Source organism: Olleya sp. AS48 (assembly GCF_038900355.1).
GTDB lineage: Bacteria > Bacteroidota > Bacteroidia > Flavobacteriales > Flavobacteriaceae > Olleya.
This window is the reverse complement of record NZ_JBBMRD010000005.1, coordinates 113,032-131,924: the sequence shown is the minus strand read 5'-3', so window position 1 is coordinate 131,924 and position 18,893 is coordinate 113,032. Positions and strand designations below refer to the sequence as shown.

Below are 18,893 nucleotides of genomic sequence, written 5' to 3'. Positions count from 1 at the left end.
GTTTTGTTTGTTTGAAAAGGGAATTGGCGAAAATAAAAAACCTAGAGTACTATTTATAATACTCTAGGTTAAATTTTAGTCTACCAAGGAGACGCTAAATAAGGGAAAGATGTAGAAAATGCTTTATCATTTGCATCTACATTATCATTAGATAGTGTTGGGTTTTCACTAAAATCCTCACCACCAAAGATTAATAATAATTCTACAGTAATAACATCATCTGCTAAAGTACGTCCTGTTAAAACATTTGTACCATCATAAAAAGTTGTTGTTCCGTCTAAAGACACATTAAGTACATCTGTTGCAAGTAAACCTGTAAAAGATGGTGCATCTAAACCTAGTGCATTTGCATCTCCTGGGTTAGCATAAGCTGGACTTAATCCTGTTAAGTTAGTCTCAAACATACTTTGAAACGCTGCATTTTGGCTACTTGGTACTGTTGTGTTAAACATATCTTTAGATCCTGAAGACACAAATACTGTATTTACAGCAGGACGTCCCATTTGATCTTGTTGAGTGTAAACTCCTGTAAAGTCAGGTCCAGAAGGTCCTGTTGGTCCTACTACAGCAGCATCGTCATCATTAGAGCAATTAAAGGCTACTAAGGTTACAAGAAGCACAGTAAATATATTTTTTAAATTTTTCATAATTTGTAAGTTTTAAAAGTTTGTTATTATTTAGACTTAGATTCTACCCAAGTATTAATTGTTCCTGATCCACCAATCATAGATTTTGGTACCTCAACTACAATTGACATTACATTAGTTCCAGCAAATGTGTCTGTTCCTGGATTATTAAATCCTGGAGCTGTACCACCAATAATTGCTGTGTACTGATTAAAATCGAAGAAAAATGGGTCATCTCTTGGTCCTGCAAAAGCAGAAATCCCTGCAGTAGTTTGCACTATTGGAGACGTACCGTAAGATGTAATATCTACTATTGTTTGTGGTCCTGATCCAATAACTGTACTACTTAATCCTGTTGTACCTGGAGCAACTGGTCCAAAAAAGTACATTTTACCATCTCTTGGTAAAGCTTGGATTACTAAATCTTCAACATTGTCTCCTGTGTTGTCAATGTTAAATTCAATCATTACGTTTTCGTCAAAACTAGCACTTCCTGTTGCTGCTGGACTTAAAAGACCTTGTACATTGGCAACAAATACTAAGTTGTCTGTGTTTTCTCCCTGAAAAGCGTAAAAATCTGTGATATCACTTGTACCACCTTGTACAGCTGGAGCATCAATGTGATCCGCTGATAAGAAGAAGAAACTTGCTGCTGCAAATACACCTACTCCTAAAATAAATTTGAAATTTTTCATAATGTTTTTGAGATTTTTTGTTAATTATTATTTTTGGTTCTCGCAGACACTTACGCAACTTTTGTAATGTTGGTTTTATAAATTTTCTGTAAAAGAGAAAAAAAGACATAAAATAATTTTAAAAAAGTATCTTTGGCACCATAATTAAATAGAACCATGAACCCATCTGCTTCAGGCTGGATTAAAAAACTTATTAACGAGCTAAAACCTCATGAGCTCTTTAAAGACAACGACTTAGAAGTGTATTACAGACACTTTAGAGACTGTGGTTTTATATACGGAAGTAATGTAACTGTTGTAAATAATTGGACTAAAAATAAAGATTATAGTTCCGACGAAATTTGTAAAATAAATTTGGTTATTGCTTTATTAATTACCTACACTAACCACAATACGACCAACGATTTTTATACCGAAGTTGCTAATTTTTATAATACTATTAATAAAGAAAGAATCTCTTTTTTACAAGGAATTATTGGATCTAAGGATGTAAAAGATCAAGCAGAACGTATTATAAATAAACGCGTACAAATAGATGATAATCTAATAGACAAAAGTTTTAATTACTTTATAACTAATGCCTTACTATTTGTTGACGTTTTGGCTTTTAGAACCTATTTAAAAACTGGAAAAGTTGATGATGATGTTATTAAACAATATGAAGCGATTATAGAAAGTATTGTTTTAAACACTTTAAATAGTAAAAAAGTAAAATCCGATTACGATAAAAGTTTAATTAATTTGTTTGAGCAGTCTTTGCGTTACCAACGCGACAGTGTCTTACTTTATAGTGAAGCTACAAACTTAGTCGATACCAATTTATTTGCACGCTACTGTTTGGATCTAGCTGCTATGGCTACGTGGACTGATGCCAAATTAGATAATGAGGAAGAATCTTTTTTAAATACTTTAGGTGAAAAACTTAATTTAACACAACATCAAACAGATGAAGCTTCAAAAACTATTGAAGACTTTTACAAAAACTACCGAGAGAAAGTACCACTTTTAGGCTCTAAAAATATCGTAAAAACGTTTTATGATAACTCTACCAATATGGTATTAAAGTTAATTAAACGAAACAGTAAAAAACTAACACAAGAGCTTTTAGAAAGTAAAGAATTACTAATTTTACTTACACAGTCTACAGTAAGAGATTTGACTAAGGACGAACAAAAAAAAGTACAAGATCAACTTTTAGATGTTTTTAAATCTATACCAAGTCTAGCCATTTTTATATTACCTGGTGGTGCACTACTGTTGCCTTTAGTCGTTAAATTTATCCCTAAATTATTACCAAGCGCTTTTGATGATAATAGGATTGAAGACGAAGAAGAGTAACCACTACTCCAACCAATCTTTAAAATCCTTTACACGCTCTCTGGCTACAATAACCTCATCTTCATTATAGTGATTAAGTTTAATTTGTAAACGCGAGTTGGTGTAGCTAATAATGTCTTTAATAGCATTAATATTTATAAAAAACTTTCGGTTTGTCCTAAAAAAGGTCTCAGGTTCTAATTCGTTTTCTAATGCCTCAAGGGTTGTATCTAAAAGGTAATTTCGACCTTCAGTAGTATATAAATAGGTTCCTTTGTTTTCGCTGTAAAAGCACTCTACATCATCAATGTTCACCAATTTTAAATGTTGTCCTACTTTAACAGAAAATCGTTTTTTGTAAACCCTATCAATTGGATTAACCAATAGTTTTTTGATATCCTCAAAGTCTAAGGCGATATTAGTTTTCTGCGGAAGCCTAGTTTTATATTTTGCAACAGCAGTTTCTAAATCCTCATCATCAATAGGTTTTAACAAGTAATCAATACTGTTTAACTTAAACGCTTGCAAAGCATACTCGTCATAGGCAGTTGTAAAAATAATAGCCGACTTTACCTCAACTTGATCAAAGATTTCAAAAGACAACCCATCGCTAAGCTGTATGTCCAAAAATATTAAATCAGGATGTGGATTGGTATTAAACCATTGGATCGATTCTTCTACGGAATGCAACATCGTTTCGGTAGTAATATCAATACTTTCTAGCATACGTTTTAAACGTCTTGCAGATGGTTTTTCGTCTTCTATAATTATCACTTTCATTGGTACTATAATTTGGTTGGTTAGTTGATATTAAGTGTTGTTTATTGACTAATAATTGGTTATTCCCAACGTTTATTTTCTTTTTCTTTGTTCATATACTTTTCAATTTTACGTTGTTCCCAGTTTTTACCAAACAAATAATCTGTACCAAAAACACCTAAAAAATGAAATATTAAACCAATTCCCCAAAATATTGGAGTAGACCAAACTGCCATACTTAAAAACGGTTGCCCAGATTGCTTATATATTAGTAACATTATAAAAATATTAACCACAATATAAATGGCTAAATGCCAATAAAAGCCAACAATTTTTTCTACTTTTTTCTTTGCTCTTAAGTAAGCTTCTTCCTTTTCATATCTAGCCTGTTGGTTTTCTTCTAGATACGTATCAATATCATTTTTCATTGTAATATATTTTAGTTCCAACGTTGTTGGTTGTCTTCTTCCATAAACTTTTTAATCTTTTTGTCTTCCCAAGATTTACCTAACACACCATCGTTTACAAAGACTTTATAAGCATGAAATGATAGTCCTACTGCCCAACCAAACATTGGAAAGAAAAACCATTTGTAGTCCCAACTGGTTTTATAATTTATAAATATTAAAAACGGGATGACTATACAATATGAAATTAGGTTGTAATAAAATTCTTTTAACTCTTCCACATGTTTACGTGCTCTTACATATGAGTCGTCTAATTGTTGTTTTGGTATTGGTTTCATAACTGATACTTCTTTACTTAGCATAGGTATTGCTACTATAAAGCTAGCTGTATTCTGGCTAATACTTACGCGTTTATTGGTTAATAATTGGTAGCGTTGTTTGATGTTTTCTAATCCCACACCACTACTCTTTTTTACTATTTGTTTAGGTTGTAAATTGTTTTCTACAACTAGGTTTTGATCGGTTTCATAAATTTTAATATGTAACGGTTTACTACTAGTTACAATATTATGTTTTACTGCATTTTCTAGCAATAACTGCAATGCTAGTGGTACGACTTTACTTTCTGGATCCTTAGCTTGATCTGGTATATCAAAAATAATACTGTCTTCAAATCGCATTTTAAGCAAAGACATATAGGTTTTAGCAAATTGCAACTCTTCATCAACGGTTACTAATTCTTTGTTTTTTTGTTCTAAAACGTAACGGTAAACTTTAGATAAACTAGTGGTAAACTTTTGAGCGCTATTTGGGTTTTCTTCAATTAAACTAGTTAATACATTTAAGCTATTAAACAAAAAATGAGGATCTAATTGGTTTTTTAATGCATCAAACTTTGCGCTTGCAGTACCTGCAATTACTTTTTGTTCTTTTACTTTATTTTCTTGCAAATGCTTTAAGTAAAAAAAGATGTAATATCCTGCAGTTACTGTTATAGCTATGGTTAACGAAAACCAATAATACACTAACTTATCTTCCTTTAAAAAGTCCATTAATGCTCCACCATATATGACAACATTAATAAATAATCTTAAAAAGAAAATGGCAACAACAGATATAACTACAGACGCTAAAGCTGCTAGAATTAAGTTTTTAATTTTAAACAGATTTGCTTTATGCTTTTGCAGCATATACGTTACAAAATAAGCGTTAGACAAGTGCAACACTAAAGCATACATTTGATTGTACACAAAATCTAGTAGCAACTCTTGATTGGCTTGAATTGTAGAACCGTTAAGATACATAATCACGATTCTAACCAAAAACACAAGCACACCTACTATAAATGCTTTACCTAATTCTTTAAAAAATTTTGACATTATTATTCGTTACAGTCTTTAGTTAATTGTTCTGCACGCTCTTGTCCCCAATTTGGATCAAACGCAGTTTCTGGTTTAAAGTTAGCAAAAAGTTGCAGAGATTTTTCTATTTGCTCACAAAATGGCTTAGTATCTTTTCCAAAATATTTGGCAGTTCCCATATCCCATTCTGCCTTACTTAGCATAACTCTAGGATTATCAGGAGCTAATTTATATGCTTGTGCGTATAATGTGTTTATTTTACCTGATAAGGTCATTCCATAAGTTGCACCATCGCTAACCACATAAACCATATGCAACATGGCTTGCAATACCATTATTTCGGGATTATCTTTAGATATTGCGTTGGCATCATCCACAAAACCCTGTGCTTTTTTTAACTGAGCCTCTAAAACATCCTTTTGCTTTAGTTTAGAAAATCCATCCAAGATTAATACTTGTGCAGCATAATAGGATGGCAACCAATTGTCTGTTTCAGCAGTTGCAATACGCTCAAACATGTTTGAGGCTTGCGCGATTTCACCTTGTTTCCAAAGCTGAAATGCATTGGTCATTCCGCTTTCATAAGTGGTTTGTGCTTGAAGCATACTTGATACTAATAATGCGATAATAATGGCTAGTTTATACATTTTAAAGTGTTTTATTGTTACAGGACAAATATCTTGTATAAACCCATCTTTTAAAAAAGGGAATCACCCAACTGTTATATTTTTAGGCTGAATTGTAATGCGTGTAATTTACGTAGTTCTACGTATTTTATATAATAGCTTATAGTCGTAAGTTTATACTTTAAGATAAGGTTAAATGAGGTTACGGTTTCCCGTAATCTTTTTGGTAAAAAAAGCTTTGTTTTGATATAAGAAAGTAAACTTTTAACCTCAGTTACCTTAATTATGAAATTAGAAAACATATTAGACAGAATGGGTTCGATAGAAAAGAACTCGTTTATTAAGATAATAGATACCATTATATCTAAAAATCCTAAACAAATAAAAGAGATTAACACAATTCTAAGTTCCACAGACAAAGGGTTAAAATCTGTAGACAATCAAAATATATCGAAGATTTTTGCATTAACTGAAAATGAATTTCAAGAATATATTAAATGTGAATTTCAAGAAATCACTTCTCAATTAGATATTTTAATTGATATAATTATTAGAGATGGTAACTGTATAATGAAACAAGATTGGTTTTCCCGTCTTTACGAAACTGAAGTCAAGCAATTAAAAACTAAAATTAAAGGATTAAATGCAGATTTTGAAGATGATAAATCTGAATTGAGTATTCTTAGAAAAAGGGATTATAAAATCTACAAATCTTGTTTACATACAGCGTATAACAATGATATAGCTAATAATAGAGAAGCAAAAGTTTCTTCGGATGAACTTTCAATCATACTGACACTTTCAAAACAACTTGGACTTTCTCAAGAAGAAATTAAATTAATAAATTACTCTATTCTACCAATCAAAAAGCTTGATATACAAGATGTAATCAAAGGGTTGAAAAATATTGGTGTTATCTTTTTTTCAAATAAAGAAAACACTATTTATGTTGCTGATGAAATGGTCAGAATATTAAGAAATATAAGAGAAAAAGAAGTAGGCGAAAAATTTTACAGAAGAACATTAAAATTATTAAGAGAACCAATCATAAATCAAATTTGTAGAGACCATAATATTGATAGAAAGCTTAATTACTCTGAAAAAATTGAAGAAATAATTATTGAAGAAATAATTAAAGAAGGCGTCTCGTTTACTAATCTCCTTTTAGAAGGGATTTACAAAACAGGAAGCACATTAACTGAAAAGAAAAAAACCTTAAACGAACTATGTGAAAAAGGTTTAAATATTAGTAGTTTAAAAGGAAGTACTTTAGATGAAAAAATAAGCAGTTTAATTGAATATTTTGATAATGTTGAACGTGATGAAAAAGTTGGTATTTCGTTAGATGGGTTTGATAAGTTATTATCAGAATTAAATCAGTCATTACCTAAATTAAATAAACAAATAAAAGATCAATTTGAATTACAAGAAGAGTATGTTTTAAAAGCAGACTTTTTACTAGATTATAATATAAAACCTAGAGACATTTTAGATTTAATTATCAAAGATGATTTGACTAAGTTTATTAAAGACAATGGAGTTAAACAGCGAGGAGATGACATTTTAAATATTTTAGAACATTATAAAGATGTCGAAAATTTATATTTAGAAAATTATGAAAATGTAGCCTATAGAAACTTAAACTTGTTGAAAGAAAATGGAATTATTATTAAGGAAAGTGAACTAGGTCAAAAATTTGAAGAATTAACTAAAACAATTTTCACTAGTTTAGGTTTTAATGCAGATGATACTTTCAAAAATAAATTGAATACCAAAAAGGATATGATGGATATTCTTTTAAACTTAGGTAATGACGAAATCATTATTGTTGAATGTAAAACCAGTAAAGAAAGAGGATACAATAAATTTAGCTCTGTTTCTAGACAACTTAAATCTTATCAAAATTTAGCTCTTAAAAATAATTTAAGAATTGTCAAAATATTACTTGTCGCTCCTGAGTTTAGTGATGATTTTGTTACAGATTGTGAAATGGATACTGAAATGAATTTATCATTGATTACAGCTTCTACTTTATCAAATATCTTCGACTTTTTTAAAACATCAAAACACAAAGAGTTTCCTCATGTCTTGTTTAGAGACATTGTTATTAATGAAGAACGCATTTTAAAAGCTTTGAGTAAATAAATTAAATTATATAATTTAACTTTACAAAAAACCTAATACATGACCTTTGCTGCAATAGATTTTGAAACTGCTAAAAGTCATCATATTTGTTCTGTTGGAATTGTAACGTTTAAAGATGGTGAAATTATAGAAGAGTTTCATGCATTAATACAACCGCCTAAAAACGAATACAACTACCACAACGTACAAGTACATGGTATTACAGAGGATGACACTAGATTTTCGCCTAAATTCAAAGCTATTTATCCTGAGATTAAAAAAAGAATTTCGGGAATTACAACTGTAGCTCACAACGAGTCTTTTGACAGAACGGTTTTACTAAAAACGATGAGCGATTATAATATTCCGCATGCTGATTTAGTCATGGAACAGCGTTGGGAATGTACTTTAAAACTATATCGCAATAAAGGTTATAAACCTGCTAAATTAGATGCTTGTTGTAAAGTGCACAATATTCCTTTAAAGCATCATGATGCTTTGTCAGACGCTAGAGCGTGTGGTAAATTGTTTTTAATTGCTCAGTTTGAGTCTCTACCTTTATTTTAGATTACAAAACGTAACTAAGCGCGTGCTTTTTTTATTAATTTAATAACTATAAACGCTATTAAGGCTTGCATTAATGCGTTAACTATTACAACCAGCCAAAACGAGTTTGTGCTTGATCTATAAATGCCATGTTCTGGAAACAAACGATTAAATAAGGTTAACGGAAACGAAATAGCTTCATCAATTAAGCGTATTATAATACTATTGGGTTGCAAGACGTGTTCTGCTAGATAACTTATTGAAAACCCTAATGCTATATCTATAATAAATAGAATGATAAATAGTTTGACAAATAATTTCATGCTGTAAATTAATAAAAAAAATACTAACTAAAATATCACACTTCCTCAACATCACTTCGAGTGGTTAGTGATGTACGAACAAATTTTATCGAGAAGTTATTCACACTGTTACAATTCTTAATACATTTCTTCTAAAGTCGAAGCACTGGAACCGATGTGATATACCTACAAATTATCTAACTGATTATCTGTACCTTTTTCACTTATTGTCCAAAAGAAACCTACAAAGAAAAACTGATCTGCAGCTGGACGCAAGGCACGTCTATTAAACTGACCATTTATATTTGGTGTATTTGAATATTGATAACCATTAACATTTGTAAACCCTAAGGCATTATTAACTGAAAAATACAGGATTTTTTGAGGACTTAAAAGGTAAGCCCAATTAACACTTAAACTATTATAAGCTTTTGTTTTTTGGTTTAAAAAACCTATCAGATTTGGATCTGTATACGATCTACCTGAAGCAAAATTATAACTAAGTCCTACTTGACTTTTCCAGCTGTCAATCCAATACTTTCCAACTACAGACAGATTATGTGTGTTAGCAAAATTAGGTTGTGCAGCTGTTGGAAAATTTTTATAATCTCGTTTAGTATCCAATAAAGAATAACTTACCCAATAATCAATATTTTTGATACTTTTATTATCTCTAAAAAATAAGTCTAAACCTTTAGCATATCCACTACCAGAGTTATTAAAGTTAGTTTCAAAAGTTGTAAAGTCAGTATCATATTTTACCAAATCACTATACTTTTTGTAATAGGTTTCGGCTCTAAATATTTTACCATCTGCATTAAACTGATAATTTAAAATATAATGTTGGGCTTGTTGTGCTTCTAGGTTTTGATTAAACTTTAAAATAGCACTATTTGGTTGCTGAAAAAAGTTACCATACGCTAATGACAACTGACTTTTACTGCCTGTTTTATAAGCTAAGGACGCTCTTGGAGATAATGTAGCTTTATCAAATAAGGCACTATACTCTGCACGAAAACCTGCTTTTAATGCTAAATTTTTAGAGAAGAAAATATCAGCCTCAGTATAGGCTGCAGTTAGGTTATTGTTATAACCATAAGTGACGTTATTAATTATCGCATCGTTATAGTCTTCGCTGAATTGCGACGCAAACTGTTCTGCACCAAAATTTAATTTAAACCGATTACTAATATGGTGTTTAAGTTTGATTTTTGCGTGTACGGAATTTTCAGTTGACTGAATTTTACTATCTAAAATATTAATTTTTCCTTTTGCGTACGTATAACTAAACCCACTGGCTAATGTCCAATTGCTATTTAAAACTTGGTTATATGAACCATTAAAATAAAAATTCTTGTTATTTAAAGTTAATGGTAAACCATCCTCAAGATTTATATCTTCTTGATTTAGACTAAAATCTGAAGTATCAAATGCACCATAAAGTTTAAGTAATCCATTGTCTGTTTTATGTCTAAAAACCGCTTCTCCAGAAAAGGTTTCGAAAGGTTTTTTCCAATCGTTACGATCATCAAACACTTGTAAATAAGGCGATAAATTAATGTAAGACGCATTAACGCTTAGGCTATTTTTACCCCAAATTTGGGTATTTCCTAAACTAGCTCCAACACTCATGATACCAATATCTGTTTTTTCTTGATCTGGTTGATTAATAGTATTAAGCTCTAATACACTTGATAAAGCTTGTCCATATTCTGCACTATAACCTCCTGTAGAAAATGTAATTCCGTCAAACAAAAACGGGGAATAGCGACCACGTGTTGGAATATTATTTGTGGTTGGAGCGTATGGTGTAAACACACGAATACCATCGATAAATATTTGAGTCTCTTCCGCGTCTCCACCACGCACAAATAAGCGTCCATCTTCTGACACTGTTGTTGTGCCTGGAAGTGTTTGTAATGCGCCAACAAAATCGCCTAATGCACTTGCAGTAGTAACTACATCTAATGGTTTTAATACTGATATTTTACTATTATCTCCTGCAGCAAAGGTACCTGCAGATAGTACTACAGCGTCCAAAGTATTAACATCGTCTTTTAATACAATTTTTAAATCTTGTAATGCTGCAACCTCTTTGGTTATAATAAACGTCTCAAAAGACACAAAAGAGATGACTAAACTTTGCTGTCCTGTGTTACTTGTTGTAAAACTAAAACTACCATCTGCCAATGTGCTGGCTCCATCATAAGTGCCTTTTAGGTAGACATTAGCTCCAAGTATGGGTTGTTTGTTTACATCTGTTACTGTACCAAAAATTGTGGTTTGTGCTTGCGTGATTAAACTGATTAATAGGATTACTATGGTAATAAAAGGTTTCATAATATTTAGTTCGAGTTTTGATTGTTTGATGGTACAAAGATGTCTGGATGGCTCTTGATTTAAAATAAAATAATCCCGAAGTGTTGATTTTTAAGGATGAGTTGCGTTAGCGGTTGTAGTGGTATCCTTTTTTTTGCTGCCATATATGGCAAAAAAAAGATTTAAACGGAAAACGCGACCCTTGTGGTAACGCCCAAAAAAATAATTTTAAATTTGTGTAACATCTTTATATTTTTAACTACTAATAGTTAAACCAACCAAATAACCATTGAGTAAACCACTAGAACAAAATTTTGTCGAATTGCTTGAGCAGCATCAAAACATTGTGCATAAAGTTTGTAGACTTTATACCAATAATTATGATGCGCACAATGATTTGTTTCAGGAAATAACCATCCAATTATGGAAGGCTTTCCCGAAATTTAGAGGTGATAGTAAGTTTAGTACTTGGATGTATCGTGTGGGATTAAATACTGCAATTACGCTATATCGCAAGTCTAAACGGACTATTAATACTCAGCAATTTGATACTGTACAGTTTAAAATTAGTGCTGAAGAGTATGACAGTACAGAAGAGGACCAATTAAAATTATTATATAATGCTGTCCACCAACTAAATGATATTGAAAAAGCATTAGTTTTTTTATATCTAGAGGACAAAAATTATAAAGAAATAAGTGAAACAATGGGTATTACTGAAGTTAATGCTAGAGTGAAAATGAACCGAGTGAAAACTAAATTAAAAACCATTTTAAATCCGTAACCTATGGATGAATTAGAATTATTGAAGAAGGATTGGGTTAAAAGTGATGCTAAATTTGAAAAAAAATCTGCCTCGCAAATCTACCCTATGTTGTTAAAAAAGTCGTCTAGTATTGTTAAGACGCTATTTTATATAAGTGTTGCCGAACTAGTTTTTTGGATTGTTATAAATGCGTTACCGTTTGTAATGTCTGATACGTATCGTGCTAAACATGAAGAATTATATAGCAGTAATTTGTTTATAATTTTAAGTGTCCTATCCTACGCTATTATTATACTATTTGTGTATTTATTATATAAGTCATACAAATCTATATCTGTGACTGATAATGCTAGACGTTTAATGAAAAGCATTATTAAAACTAGAAAGGTAATTAAGTATTATGTGCTGTACAATCTAATCATGGCATCTGTATCTATGATATTTGGTTTTTATTACTCTAGTAAACATGATCCCAAATTAGTTGAAAAAATTGAGCATTTTAATAATACGCAATTTATGGTCATGGTTGGTGTGTTTACTTTAGTTACAGTTATTTTTGTTACTATAATCTGGTTGTTTTATAAATTAATCTATGGTATTTTATTAAAACGATTAAATAGAAACTACAACGAGCTTAAAAAAATAGAAGTATAATGCAGACTTTTGATAACTACATTACTTTTTTTAAAGGCTTAAAAACTGAATTATCTACAAAAAAGGAACGTCGTATATACGACAACTTTATTAGAGTATTTAACGATTTAAATCTGCGTGATTTTAACGATGCAGAATTAAAATCGATACATAATGAGCTGGAGCTAATTAACTTACAATCTGACACAAACACTAAGGTTTTGTCTAAAAAATTACAACAGTTATTAGCTTATTTAAAACAGAAATTTAATTTAATTACTATTGGTCATTACGCCAACACCTACATGCCAATAGGTATGTGTCTTGGATTAGTGTTTGGTATGGCTTTAGGACCATTAAGCTTAACTTTTGGGCTACTAATAGGTATGGTAATTGGTATGGCTTTAGGATCCGAAAAGGACAAAAAAGCAAAAGCTGAAGGTCAGGTTATGGATGTAAAAACGTCTGAAAGCTGTATTTAACCTAACTACTATTACCCTAAAAATTCACGTTGTTTATTTAGCTCTTCCTGTGCTAATAATTCTGCTTGAGGTATCACTTTTAAAAACGATGGATGTTGCTCAATAGCATATTCAATTTGCTCTACAATATCAGCAATAGAGTCGTTTTCGTAATCAATTTTTAAGGGTTCTTTAATCTCAAAAGATTGATAAACATTTTTCTTTTTAATACGTAATCCTTTTTTGTCAAAACTACGTCTAAACCCATCAATTACTATAGGTACGACTATTGGTTTATGACGTTTTATAATGTGTGCTGTTCCTTTACGAATTGGTTTAAAGGGTGTGGTTGTCCCTTGTGGGAATGTAACTACCCATCCATCATCCAATGCTTTTTTAATAGCCGAAATGTCAGACATTTTAACTTGTCTATTAACGTCTTTACCTTCGCTACGCCAAGTACGCTCAATACTAATAGATCCTGTGTATGCAAATATTTTAGGTAATAATCCAGCCTTCATTGTCTCTTTAGCTGCAACGTAATAAAAATTTAATTTTGGATTCCATAAATAACCCACATTTTTAATCGTGTCCTGTCTATCACTTAATGCTGCATTAAAGACATGAAACATTGCAATTACATCTGCAAAGTACGTTTGGTGATTAGATATAAATAATACATTTGTATCTGGTAAGTTTCTTATAATATCAGACCCTTCAATTTGTAACTCATTAAACCCTCTATAACGTCTATGTGTTAAGACACCAAGGATTCTAATCAACCATTTTTTAACAAAAAGTATATGTCCGAAAGGATTTTTTTTAAATAAACCCATAGTTTTATTTTACATTTAGTAAATACAAATATAGAAAAACCTTTACGTTAAAGGGTTGCTTTTAACAAGTCTTTGACTTCGCTAAGCATCATAGCTGTTGCTCCCCAAACCAAATGATTACTCAAATTAAAGGCAGGCACCTCAACCTCAGCACCATAACTAGTCTTAACTTTTTTGGAAGTTAAATTACCATCGCTTAACAAATCCGTTAGATAAACCTCTAACAAATCCTCTACTTCTGTATCTTGTTTAGTAAATATTGGTGTTTGAGAAGCCAATCCAATAAACGGTTGAACATAAAAATTACTTGGCGGAATGTAAACTTGTGTTAGTTTTTTATAGACCGTAACTAATTCTGGATGTACACCAACTTCTTCATGCGTTTCGCGTAATGCTGTATGCATCAAATCCTTATCCTCTAACTCTACTTTTCCACCCGGAAAACCAACTTGTCCTGAGTGAACTCCTTTATACGTTTTTCTTAAAATTAAAATAAGTTTAGTTTGCGCTTCCAAATCCGGATAAAACAAGGCTAAAACTGCACTTTGTCTGGCATTTTTGATATTATCACCTTGTTGCTTGACTAAATCTTGCCTGTATGGTGGCACCATTTTAAGCTGTGATGCTTCGGCTGGCAATGGTATATTTTTTATTTTTGGTAACGCTATGACAAATTCATTAAAATTCATTTTAAAAATGCGCGTATTATTATTGGTTGGTTTTTGTTTAATCTTTCTTAATTGTGAAGATAAACAATCCAAATCTAAATCGACAACAAACTTATCTAAAACAACTATTGATACTATAAAGAAAGACACCACTCCAACGCGTAAATATCCTTACTTGACAGAGGATAACGCAATGGACTTTTTTTTAGAATACGAGACTAAAAACAAAGAAAACAAAGTGCGGTTGGTAACAAGCATGGGTAATATTGATATTTTATTGCATGACATTACAAAGTTTCATCGTGCCAATTTTATTTTTCTGACTAAACAAGGTGCGTTTGACAATACGCAATTTCATCGTGTGGTTAAAAACTTTATCATTCAAGGTGGTAATACAGACAATGTAAAAGTTGCTGCCAAACGTGGTAAAATTGGTCACTATCTATTACCAACAGATACCAAACGTGGATTTACACATAAAAGAGGTGTAATCTCTATGCCTAGTAGTGATATTGAAAATCCACATAAATTAGCCTCTCCTTACGAGTTTTTTATTACTCAACAAGATGCGTTTCATTTAGATGGTGACTTTACTATTTTTGGAGAAGTCATCAATGGTTTGGATGTTGTTGATAAGATTAATGCAGTAACTGTTGACGAGTCTGATTGGCCACTTACCAATATCTATATTAAAACAGTCAAAATTCTAGAATAGTGACTTACTTTTAAGTATTTTTAAGCTATAATTAACTAAACTATGAAAACAAATGCAATTTACTGCATCCTAACTTGTACTATCATTTTACTAAGTACTAGTTGTAAAAAAGATGCTACAACCAACAACAATTCTAAACCTATGAGTGACAACCTATTACTTAAAGACTTTACAGGACCTTATGGTGGTGTTCCTGCTTTTGACCAAATGAAAGTTGACCAAATCCAACCTGCTGTTTTAGAAGGCATTGAAGAAGGTCTAATTGATATTGAGACTATTGCAAATAATAAGGAAGCACCATCTTTTAAAAATACTATTGAAGCTATGGAACGTGCAGGTCATAGCCTAGATAATGTATTTACGTATTATGGTATTTTTAGTAGCAATATGAGTAGTCCAGAATTTAGAGATGTGCAAAGTGCTTTAGCTCCTAAATTATCTGATTATACTACTAAAATTAATCAAAACGAAGCTTTATTTAAACGTGTAAAAGCTGTTTATGATGCCTCACAAACCAACCCGCTTCCTGCAGACCAGCAACGTGTTACAGAACTGGTTTACAAGCGTTTTGAGATGAATGGAGCCGAATTAGACGACGCTAAGAAAAAACGTTATGCTGAAATAAATAAAGAATTATCCACACTATATAACAAATTTGGAGATAACGTTTTACATGACGAAGAAAACTATATCACATATTTAACTAAAGACCAACTTGACGGATTAAGTGATGGTTTTATAAAATCTGCAGCAAAAATAGCAACAGATAATGGTAAGGATGGCATGTATGCTATCACAAATACAAGATCTTCAATGGATCCATTTTTGACTTATAGTACTAAACGTCAATTGCGCGAGCAAGTTTGGACCAACTACTACTCTAGAGGAGATAATGGAGATGCTTATGATAATAAAGCGCTTATCGCAGAAATTTTAAAACTTAGAAGAGAGCGTGTAAAATTATTAGGCTACTCTAATTATGCCGAATGGCGTTTGCAAGATCGTATGGCAAAAACACCAGAAAACGCTATGGCATTAATGGAAGCTGTGTGGCCTGCAGCTATTGCAAGAGTAAAAGAAGAAGTTGCAGATATGCAAGCTGTAGCTGATGCTGCTGGTAAAAATATAGAAATTGCACCTTGGGATTATCGTTTTTACGCTGAAAAAGTACGTCAAAAAAAATACGATTTAGATAGTGACCAGGTCAAACAATACTTACAATTAGACAAATTAACACAAGCCTTATTTTATACAGCTGGACGTTTATTTAATTATAAATTCACTCCAGTGGAAGAAGGAAAAGTACCTGTTTTTCATGAAGACGTTAAAGTTTGGGAAGTTACTGATTTAGATTCTGGAAAACACATTGGACTATGGTATTTAGATCCATTTGCTAGACCAGGAAAACGATCTGGTGCGTGGGCTACAACCTATAGAAGTCATACCACTTTTGATGGTCCAAAAACAGTATTAGCATCTAACAACTCTAACTTTGTAAAAGCTGCTCCAGGCGAAGCTGTTTTAATATCTTGGGATGATGCCGAAACTTTCTTTCATGAATTTGGACACGCATTACACTTCTTTTCATCTAATGTAAAATACCCAACATTAAATGGAGGTGTTAGAGATTATACTGAGTTTCAGAGTCAATTATTAGAACGTTGGTTATCTACAGATGAAGTTATTAATCAGTTTTTAGTGCATTATAAAACAGGAGAACCAATTCCTGAGACACTTGTTGCTAAAATCAAAAAAGCAGCAACATTTAATCAAGGTTTTGCTACTACAGAATATCTAGCATCTGCCTTAATGGATATGAAATTACATTTAGCAGACCCAACAGATATTGATATTGCTAAGTTTGAAACAGAAACTTTAGCGTCACTTAACATGCCAAAAGAGTTACCAATGCGTCACAGAACACCACATTTTGGTCACGTGTTTTCTGGCGAAGGGTATGCTACAGCTTATTATGGTTATATGTGGGCAGATGTCCTAACTAGCGATGCTTCAGAAGCATTTAAAGATGCGCCTGATGGCTTTTATGATAAAGCTTTAGCAGATAAATTAGTTAAGTACTTATTTGCACCAAGAAATAGTATGGATCCAGCCGAAGCTTATAATTTATTTAGAGGTCGAGGTGCTAAAATTGAAGCTTTAATGCGTGATAGAGGTTTTCCGGTTACAACAAATTAATAATTTATTATAGTTTAATAAAATAGCCCTATTTATAATTTCTAAAACTTATTTATAGGGTTATTATTTTTTTAAAGATACCTATTGAAGCTTTCAAACATTTTAACAATATGATAGTTACTGCTAAACAAGATGAAAGAATTGCTAAAATGACTTTTGCTTCCGTATATCCACATTATGTTACTAAAGTAGAAAAAAAAGGACGTTCAATTGAGGAATTACATCAAGTCATCCAGTGGTTGACAGGCTACAATTTTAAAACAATTGAAACCTTAATTGACAAAAAAGTATCATTTAAAACCTTTTTTGAAGAGGCGACACTTAACCCAAATGCTAACCTTATTAAAGGTGTAATTTGTGGTTATCGTATTGAGGACATAACGTTTCCTTTAACACAGCAAGTAAGGTACTTAGATAAATTGGTCGATGAATTGGCTAGAGGTCGTAAAATGGATAAAATTTTAAGACAGAATTGATACTTTATAACTCTATTGTTGTTTCCCTCATTCAATCATCCTTTGTTATATTAAATCTATTTAAATACTTTATTTTTGGTTAAAATTAAATAACTCTGCTAAATATATGAATTGGATTATTTTAATCATTGCTGGATTATTTGAAGTAGCTTTTGCTGCCTGTCTTGGTAAAGCAAAAGAGTCTAGTGGTACAATAGCTACCTATTGGTATATTGGATTTATAATATGTCTAGCTATAAGTATGTTATTACTGTTAAAAGCTACCAAACAACTGCCTATAGGGACAGCCTATGCTGTATGGACAGGTATTGGAGCTATTGGGACAGTTATTTTAGGGATTGTAGTTTTTGATGAGCCTGCAACTTTTTGGAGACTATTTTTTATATCCACTTTAATAATATCTATAGTAGGATTAAAAGTAGTTGCTAATTAGTCTTTATATAAATTAGGTAAACTAATTTTAAACCTTACAGCAATAAGTCTTACGGTTATTACTACTGCTCCAGCAATTACAAAAACAAAATCTGATGCTATGGGTAATTTAATGACAACAAAATAGGTCGCTCCACCCAAAATACAAGCTGTTGCATACACTTCTTTTCTAAAAATCACAGGAATTTCATTACATAAAATATCTCTAATTACACCTCCAAAACAAGCACTCATTGTACCTAAAAAAATGCAAATAATAGGATGTAATCCAGCCGAAATTCCTTTTTCAACGCCAACAACTGTATACAATCCAATACCAATAGTATCAAATAAAAACAAGGATTTACGTAAATAATCAATTTTAGATCTAAAAACAACAGCAAAAATAGTAGATGCTATAACAACGTAAATAAAAGTCATATCCTTCATCCAGCTAACAGGTGTTTCGCCAATTAAAACATCTCTTAAAGTACCTCCTCCAACAGCTGTAACAAATGCGATAATTAAAATACCAAAAGCATCCATACGCTTATTTAGCGCTACCAACACACCTGAAATTGCAAAAGCAATTGTTCCTAAAATATCTATAATGTAAAACATAGTAAATTTAAAAAGCAAAATTAGTTTT

Annotated in this window: 21 protein-coding genes; 10 read left to right on the top strand and 11 right to left on the bottom strand. The window is 31.4% G+C overall.

Annotated features, from left to right (window positions below):
* Positions 1-80: 80 nt before the first annotated feature.
* Together WNY60_RS08070 and WNY60_RS08065 are read right to left on the bottom strand one after the other, a co-directional pair.
* Positions 81-647 (bottom strand): DUF4331 family protein, encoded by a 567-nt coding sequence (locus tag WNY60_RS08070; protein ID WP_145002223.1) that lies wholly within the window; start codon positions 645-647, stop codon positions 81-83.
* A gap of 26 nt (positions 648-673) precedes the next feature.
* Positions 674-1,321 carry a DUF4331 family protein gene (locus WNY60_RS08065; RefSeq protein WP_145002225.1) on the bottom strand — a complete coding sequence of 216 codons (648 nt, stop codon included), beginning with the start codon at positions 1,319-1,321 and terminating at the stop codon, positions 674-676.
* 156 nt (positions 1,322-1,477) lie between these two features.
* Between WNY60_RS08065 and WNY60_RS08060 the strand changes: the two genes are divergently transcribed.
* Entirely contained in the window at positions 1,478-2,659 is a 1,182-nt protein-coding gene (locus WNY60_RS08060) for an LETM1-related biofilm-associated protein (protein ID WP_342862059.1), read from the top strand.
* Between the two features lie 3 nt (positions 2,660-2,662).
* Here WNY60_RS08060 and WNY60_RS08055 read toward each other — a convergent pair whose 3' ends face one another.
* Genes WNY60_RS08055 through WNY60_RS08040 form a run of 4 tightly spaced genes read right to left on the bottom strand, consistent with a single transcriptional unit; the run spans position 2,663 to position 5,812 of the window.
* Positions 2,663-3,418: a LytTR family DNA-binding domain-containing protein gene (locus WNY60_RS08055; RefSeq protein ID WP_339808588.1), complete on the bottom strand. Its 756-nt coding sequence runs from the start codon at positions 3,416-3,418 to the stop codon at positions 2,663-2,665.
* A gap of 59 nt (positions 3,419-3,477) precedes the next feature.
* A complete protein-coding gene (locus tag WNY60_RS08050) occupies positions 3,478-3,825 on the bottom strand; it encodes a 2TM domain-containing protein (protein ID WP_145002231.1) in 348 nt (115 codons plus the stop codon).
* Between the two features lie 11 nt (positions 3,826-3,836).
* The gene (locus tag WNY60_RS08045; RefSeq protein WP_342862058.1) at positions 3,837-5,183 is read right to left on the bottom strand and encodes a 2TM domain-containing protein; all 1,347 of its coding nucleotides are present in this window, start codon (positions 5,181-5,183) and stop codon (positions 3,837-3,839) included.
* Between the two features lie 2 nt (positions 5,184-5,185).
* Positions 5,186-5,812 carry a hypothetical protein gene (locus tag WNY60_RS08040; protein WP_342862057.1) on the bottom strand — a complete coding sequence of 209 codons (627 nt, stop codon included), beginning with the start codon at positions 5,810-5,812 and terminating at the stop codon, positions 5,186-5,188.
* A 264-nt stretch (positions 5,813-6,076) separates the two neighbouring features.
* Between WNY60_RS08040 and WNY60_RS08035 the strand changes: the two genes are divergently transcribed.
* Together WNY60_RS08035 and WNY60_RS08030 are read left to right on the top strand one after the other, a co-directional pair.
* Complete coding sequence (locus WNY60_RS08035; protein WP_342862056.1) at positions 6,077-7,936, top strand: hypothetical protein; 1,860 nt, start codon at positions 6,077-6,079, stop codon at positions 7,934-7,936.
* A 39-nt stretch (positions 7,937-7,975) separates the two neighbouring features.
* Positions 7,976-8,482 carry a 3'-5' exonuclease gene (locus WNY60_RS08030; protein WP_342862055.1) on the top strand — a complete coding sequence of 169 codons (507 nt, stop codon included), beginning with the start codon at positions 7,976-7,978 and terminating at the stop codon, positions 8,480-8,482.
* A 14-nt stretch (positions 8,483-8,496) separates the two neighbouring features.
* Here WNY60_RS08030 and WNY60_RS08025 read toward each other — a convergent pair whose 3' ends face one another.
* Complete coding sequence (locus WNY60_RS08025; protein ID WP_145002240.1) at positions 8,497-8,784, bottom strand: hypothetical protein; 288 nt, start codon at positions 8,782-8,784, stop codon at positions 8,497-8,499.
* 165 nt (positions 8,785-8,949) lie between these two features.
* The gene (locus WNY60_RS08020) at positions 8,950-11,103 is read right to left on the bottom strand and encodes a TonB-dependent receptor (protein WP_342862054.1); all 2,154 of its coding nucleotides are present in this window, start codon (positions 11,101-11,103) and stop codon (positions 8,950-8,952) included.
* A 268-nt stretch (positions 11,104-11,371) separates the two neighbouring features.
* On the opposite strand from WNY60_RS08020, the gene WNY60_RS08015 reads away from it, so the two are divergent.
* From WNY60_RS08015 to WNY60_RS08005, 3 genes are read left to right on the top strand one after another with little or no spacing between them, the layout of a single operon-like run.
* Entirely contained in the window at positions 11,372-11,866 is a 495-nt protein-coding gene (locus tag WNY60_RS08015) for an RNA polymerase sigma factor (protein WP_028281693.1), read from the top strand.
* A gap of 3 nt (positions 11,867-11,869) precedes the next feature.
* A complete protein-coding gene (locus WNY60_RS08010) occupies positions 11,870-12,502 on the top strand; it encodes a hypothetical protein (RefSeq protein WP_145002244.1) in 633 nt (210 codons plus the stop codon).
* On the top strand, positions 12,502-12,963 hold the full coding sequence (locus tag WNY60_RS08005) for a hypothetical protein (RefSeq protein WP_342862053.1): 462 nt from the start codon (positions 12,502-12,504) through the stop codon (positions 12,961-12,963). The genes WNY60_RS08010 and WNY60_RS08005 overlap by 1 nt, the downstream gene beginning before the upstream one ends.
* Before the next feature lie 11 nt (positions 12,964-12,974).
* On the opposite strand, the gene WNY60_RS08000 is transcribed toward WNY60_RS08005, so the two are convergent.
* Together WNY60_RS08000 and WNY60_RS07995 are read right to left on the bottom strand one after the other, a co-directional pair.
* Entirely contained in the window at positions 12,975-13,778 is an 804-nt protein-coding gene (locus WNY60_RS08000; protein ID WP_145002248.1) for a lysophospholipid acyltransferase family protein, read from the bottom strand.
* A 47-nt stretch (positions 13,779-13,825) separates the two neighbouring features.
* Positions 13,826-14,467 (bottom strand): CoA pyrophosphatase, encoded by a 642-nt coding sequence (locus WNY60_RS07995; protein WP_145002250.1) that lies wholly within the window; start codon positions 14,465-14,467, stop codon positions 13,826-13,828.
* A 7-nt stretch (positions 14,468-14,474) separates the two neighbouring features.
* Between WNY60_RS07995 and WNY60_RS07990 the strand changes: the two genes are divergently transcribed.
* The 4 genes from WNY60_RS07990 to WNY60_RS07975 all read left to right on the top strand — a co-directional run bounded on the left by WNY60_RS07990 (position 14,475) and on the right by WNY60_RS07975 (position 18,266).
* Positions 14,475-15,161, top strand: a complete 687-nt coding sequence (locus WNY60_RS07990; protein WP_342862052.1) for a peptidylprolyl isomerase — start codon at positions 14,475-14,477, stop codon at positions 15,159-15,161.
* 42 nt (positions 15,162-15,203) lie between these two features.
* Positions 15,204-17,357, top strand: a complete 2,154-nt coding sequence (locus WNY60_RS07985) for a M3 family metallopeptidase (RefSeq protein ID WP_342862051.1) — start codon at positions 15,204-15,206, stop codon at positions 17,355-17,357.
* A gap of 110 nt (positions 17,358-17,467) precedes the next feature.
* Positions 17,468-17,833 carry a DUF2200 domain-containing protein gene (locus WNY60_RS07980; protein ID WP_342862050.1) on the top strand — a complete coding sequence of 122 codons (366 nt, stop codon included), beginning with the start codon at positions 17,468-17,470 and terminating at the stop codon, positions 17,831-17,833.
* A gap of 106 nt (positions 17,834-17,939) precedes the next feature.
* Positions 17,940-18,266, top strand: a complete 327-nt coding sequence (locus tag WNY60_RS07975; RefSeq protein ID WP_145002257.1) for a multidrug efflux SMR transporter — start codon at positions 17,940-17,942, stop codon at positions 18,264-18,266.
* Here the strand turns inward: WNY60_RS07975 and WNY60_RS07970 are convergent.
* Positions 18,263-18,865, bottom strand: a complete 603-nt coding sequence (locus WNY60_RS07970) for a trimeric intracellular cation channel family protein (RefSeq protein ID WP_339808580.1) — start codon at positions 18,863-18,865, stop codon at positions 18,263-18,265. The genes WNY60_RS07975 and WNY60_RS07970 overlap by 4 nt on opposite strands.
* Positions 18,866-18,893: the final 28 nt, after the last annotated feature.

Bases quoted from the DNA above. Each gene is read 5' to 3' on its own strand.
- WNY60_RS08020 (WP_342862054.1), bottom strand. From the start codon at position 11,103: ATGAAACCTTTTATTACCATAGTAATCCTATTAATCAGTTTAATCACG.
- WNY60_RS08050 (WP_145002231.1), bottom strand. From the start codon at position 3,825: ATGAAAAATGATATTGATACGTATCTAGAAGAAAACCAACAGGCTAGA.
- WNY60_RS08045 (WP_342862058.1), bottom strand. From the start codon at position 5,183: ATGTCAAAATTTTTTAAAGAATTAGGTAAAGCATTTATAGTAGGTGTG.
- WNY60_RS07975 (WP_145002257.1), top strand. From the start codon at position 17,940: ATGAATTGGATTATTTTAATCATTGCTGGATTATTTGAAGTAGCTTTT.
- WNY60_RS08055 (WP_339808588.1), bottom strand. From the start codon at position 3,418: ATGAAAGTGATAATTATAGAAGACGAAAAACCATCTGCAAGACGTTTA.
- WNY60_RS08000 (WP_145002248.1), bottom strand. From the start codon at position 13,778: ATGGGTTTATTTAAAAAAAATCCTTTCGGACATATACTTTTTGTTAAA.
- WNY60_RS07995 (WP_145002250.1), bottom strand. From the start codon at position 14,467: ATGAATTTTAATGAATTTGTCATAGCGTTACCAAAAATAAAAAATATA.
- WNY60_RS08060 (WP_342862059.1), top strand. From the start codon at position 1,478: ATGAACCCATCTGCTTCAGGCTGGATTAAAAAACTTATTAACGAGCTA.
- WNY60_RS08025 (WP_145002240.1), bottom strand. From the start codon at position 8,784: ATGAAATTATTTGTCAAACTATTTATCATTCTATTTATTATAGATATA.
- WNY60_RS08005 (WP_342862053.1), top strand. From the start codon at position 12,502: ATGCAGACTTTTGATAACTACATTACTTTTTTTAAAGGCTTAAAAACT.
- WNY60_RS08030 (WP_342862055.1), top strand. From the start codon at position 7,976: ATGACCTTTGCTGCAATAGATTTTGAAACTGCTAAAAGTCATCATATT.
- WNY60_RS08040 (WP_342862057.1), bottom strand. From the start codon at position 5,812: ATGTATAAACTAGCCATTATTATCGCATTATTAGTATCAAGTATGCTT.
- WNY60_RS08035 (WP_342862056.1), top strand. From the start codon at position 6,077: ATGAAATTAGAAAACATATTAGACAGAATGGGTTCGATAGAAAAGAAC.
- WNY60_RS08070 (WP_145002223.1), bottom strand. From the start codon at position 647: ATGAAAAATTTAAAAAATATATTTACTGTGCTTCTTGTAACCTTAGTA.
- WNY60_RS07980 (WP_342862050.1), top strand. From the start codon at position 17,468: ATGATAGTTACTGCTAAACAAGATGAAAGAATTGCTAAAATGACTTTT.
- WNY60_RS07970 (WP_339808580.1), bottom strand. From the start codon at position 18,865: ATGTTTTACATTATAGATATTTTAGGAACAATTGCTTTTGCAATTTCA.
- WNY60_RS07985 (WP_342862051.1), top strand. From the start codon at position 15,204: ATGAAAACAAATGCAATTTACTGCATCCTAACTTGTACTATCATTTTA.
- WNY60_RS07990 (WP_342862052.1), top strand. From the start codon at position 14,475: ATGCGCGTATTATTATTGGTTGGTTTTTGTTTAATCTTTCTTAATTGT.
- WNY60_RS08065 (WP_145002225.1), bottom strand. From the start codon at position 1,321: ATGAAAAATTTCAAATTTATTTTAGGAGTAGGTGTATTTGCAGCAGCA.
- WNY60_RS08010 (WP_145002244.1), top strand. From the start codon at position 11,870: ATGGATGAATTAGAATTATTGAAGAAGGATTGGGTTAAAAGTGATGCT.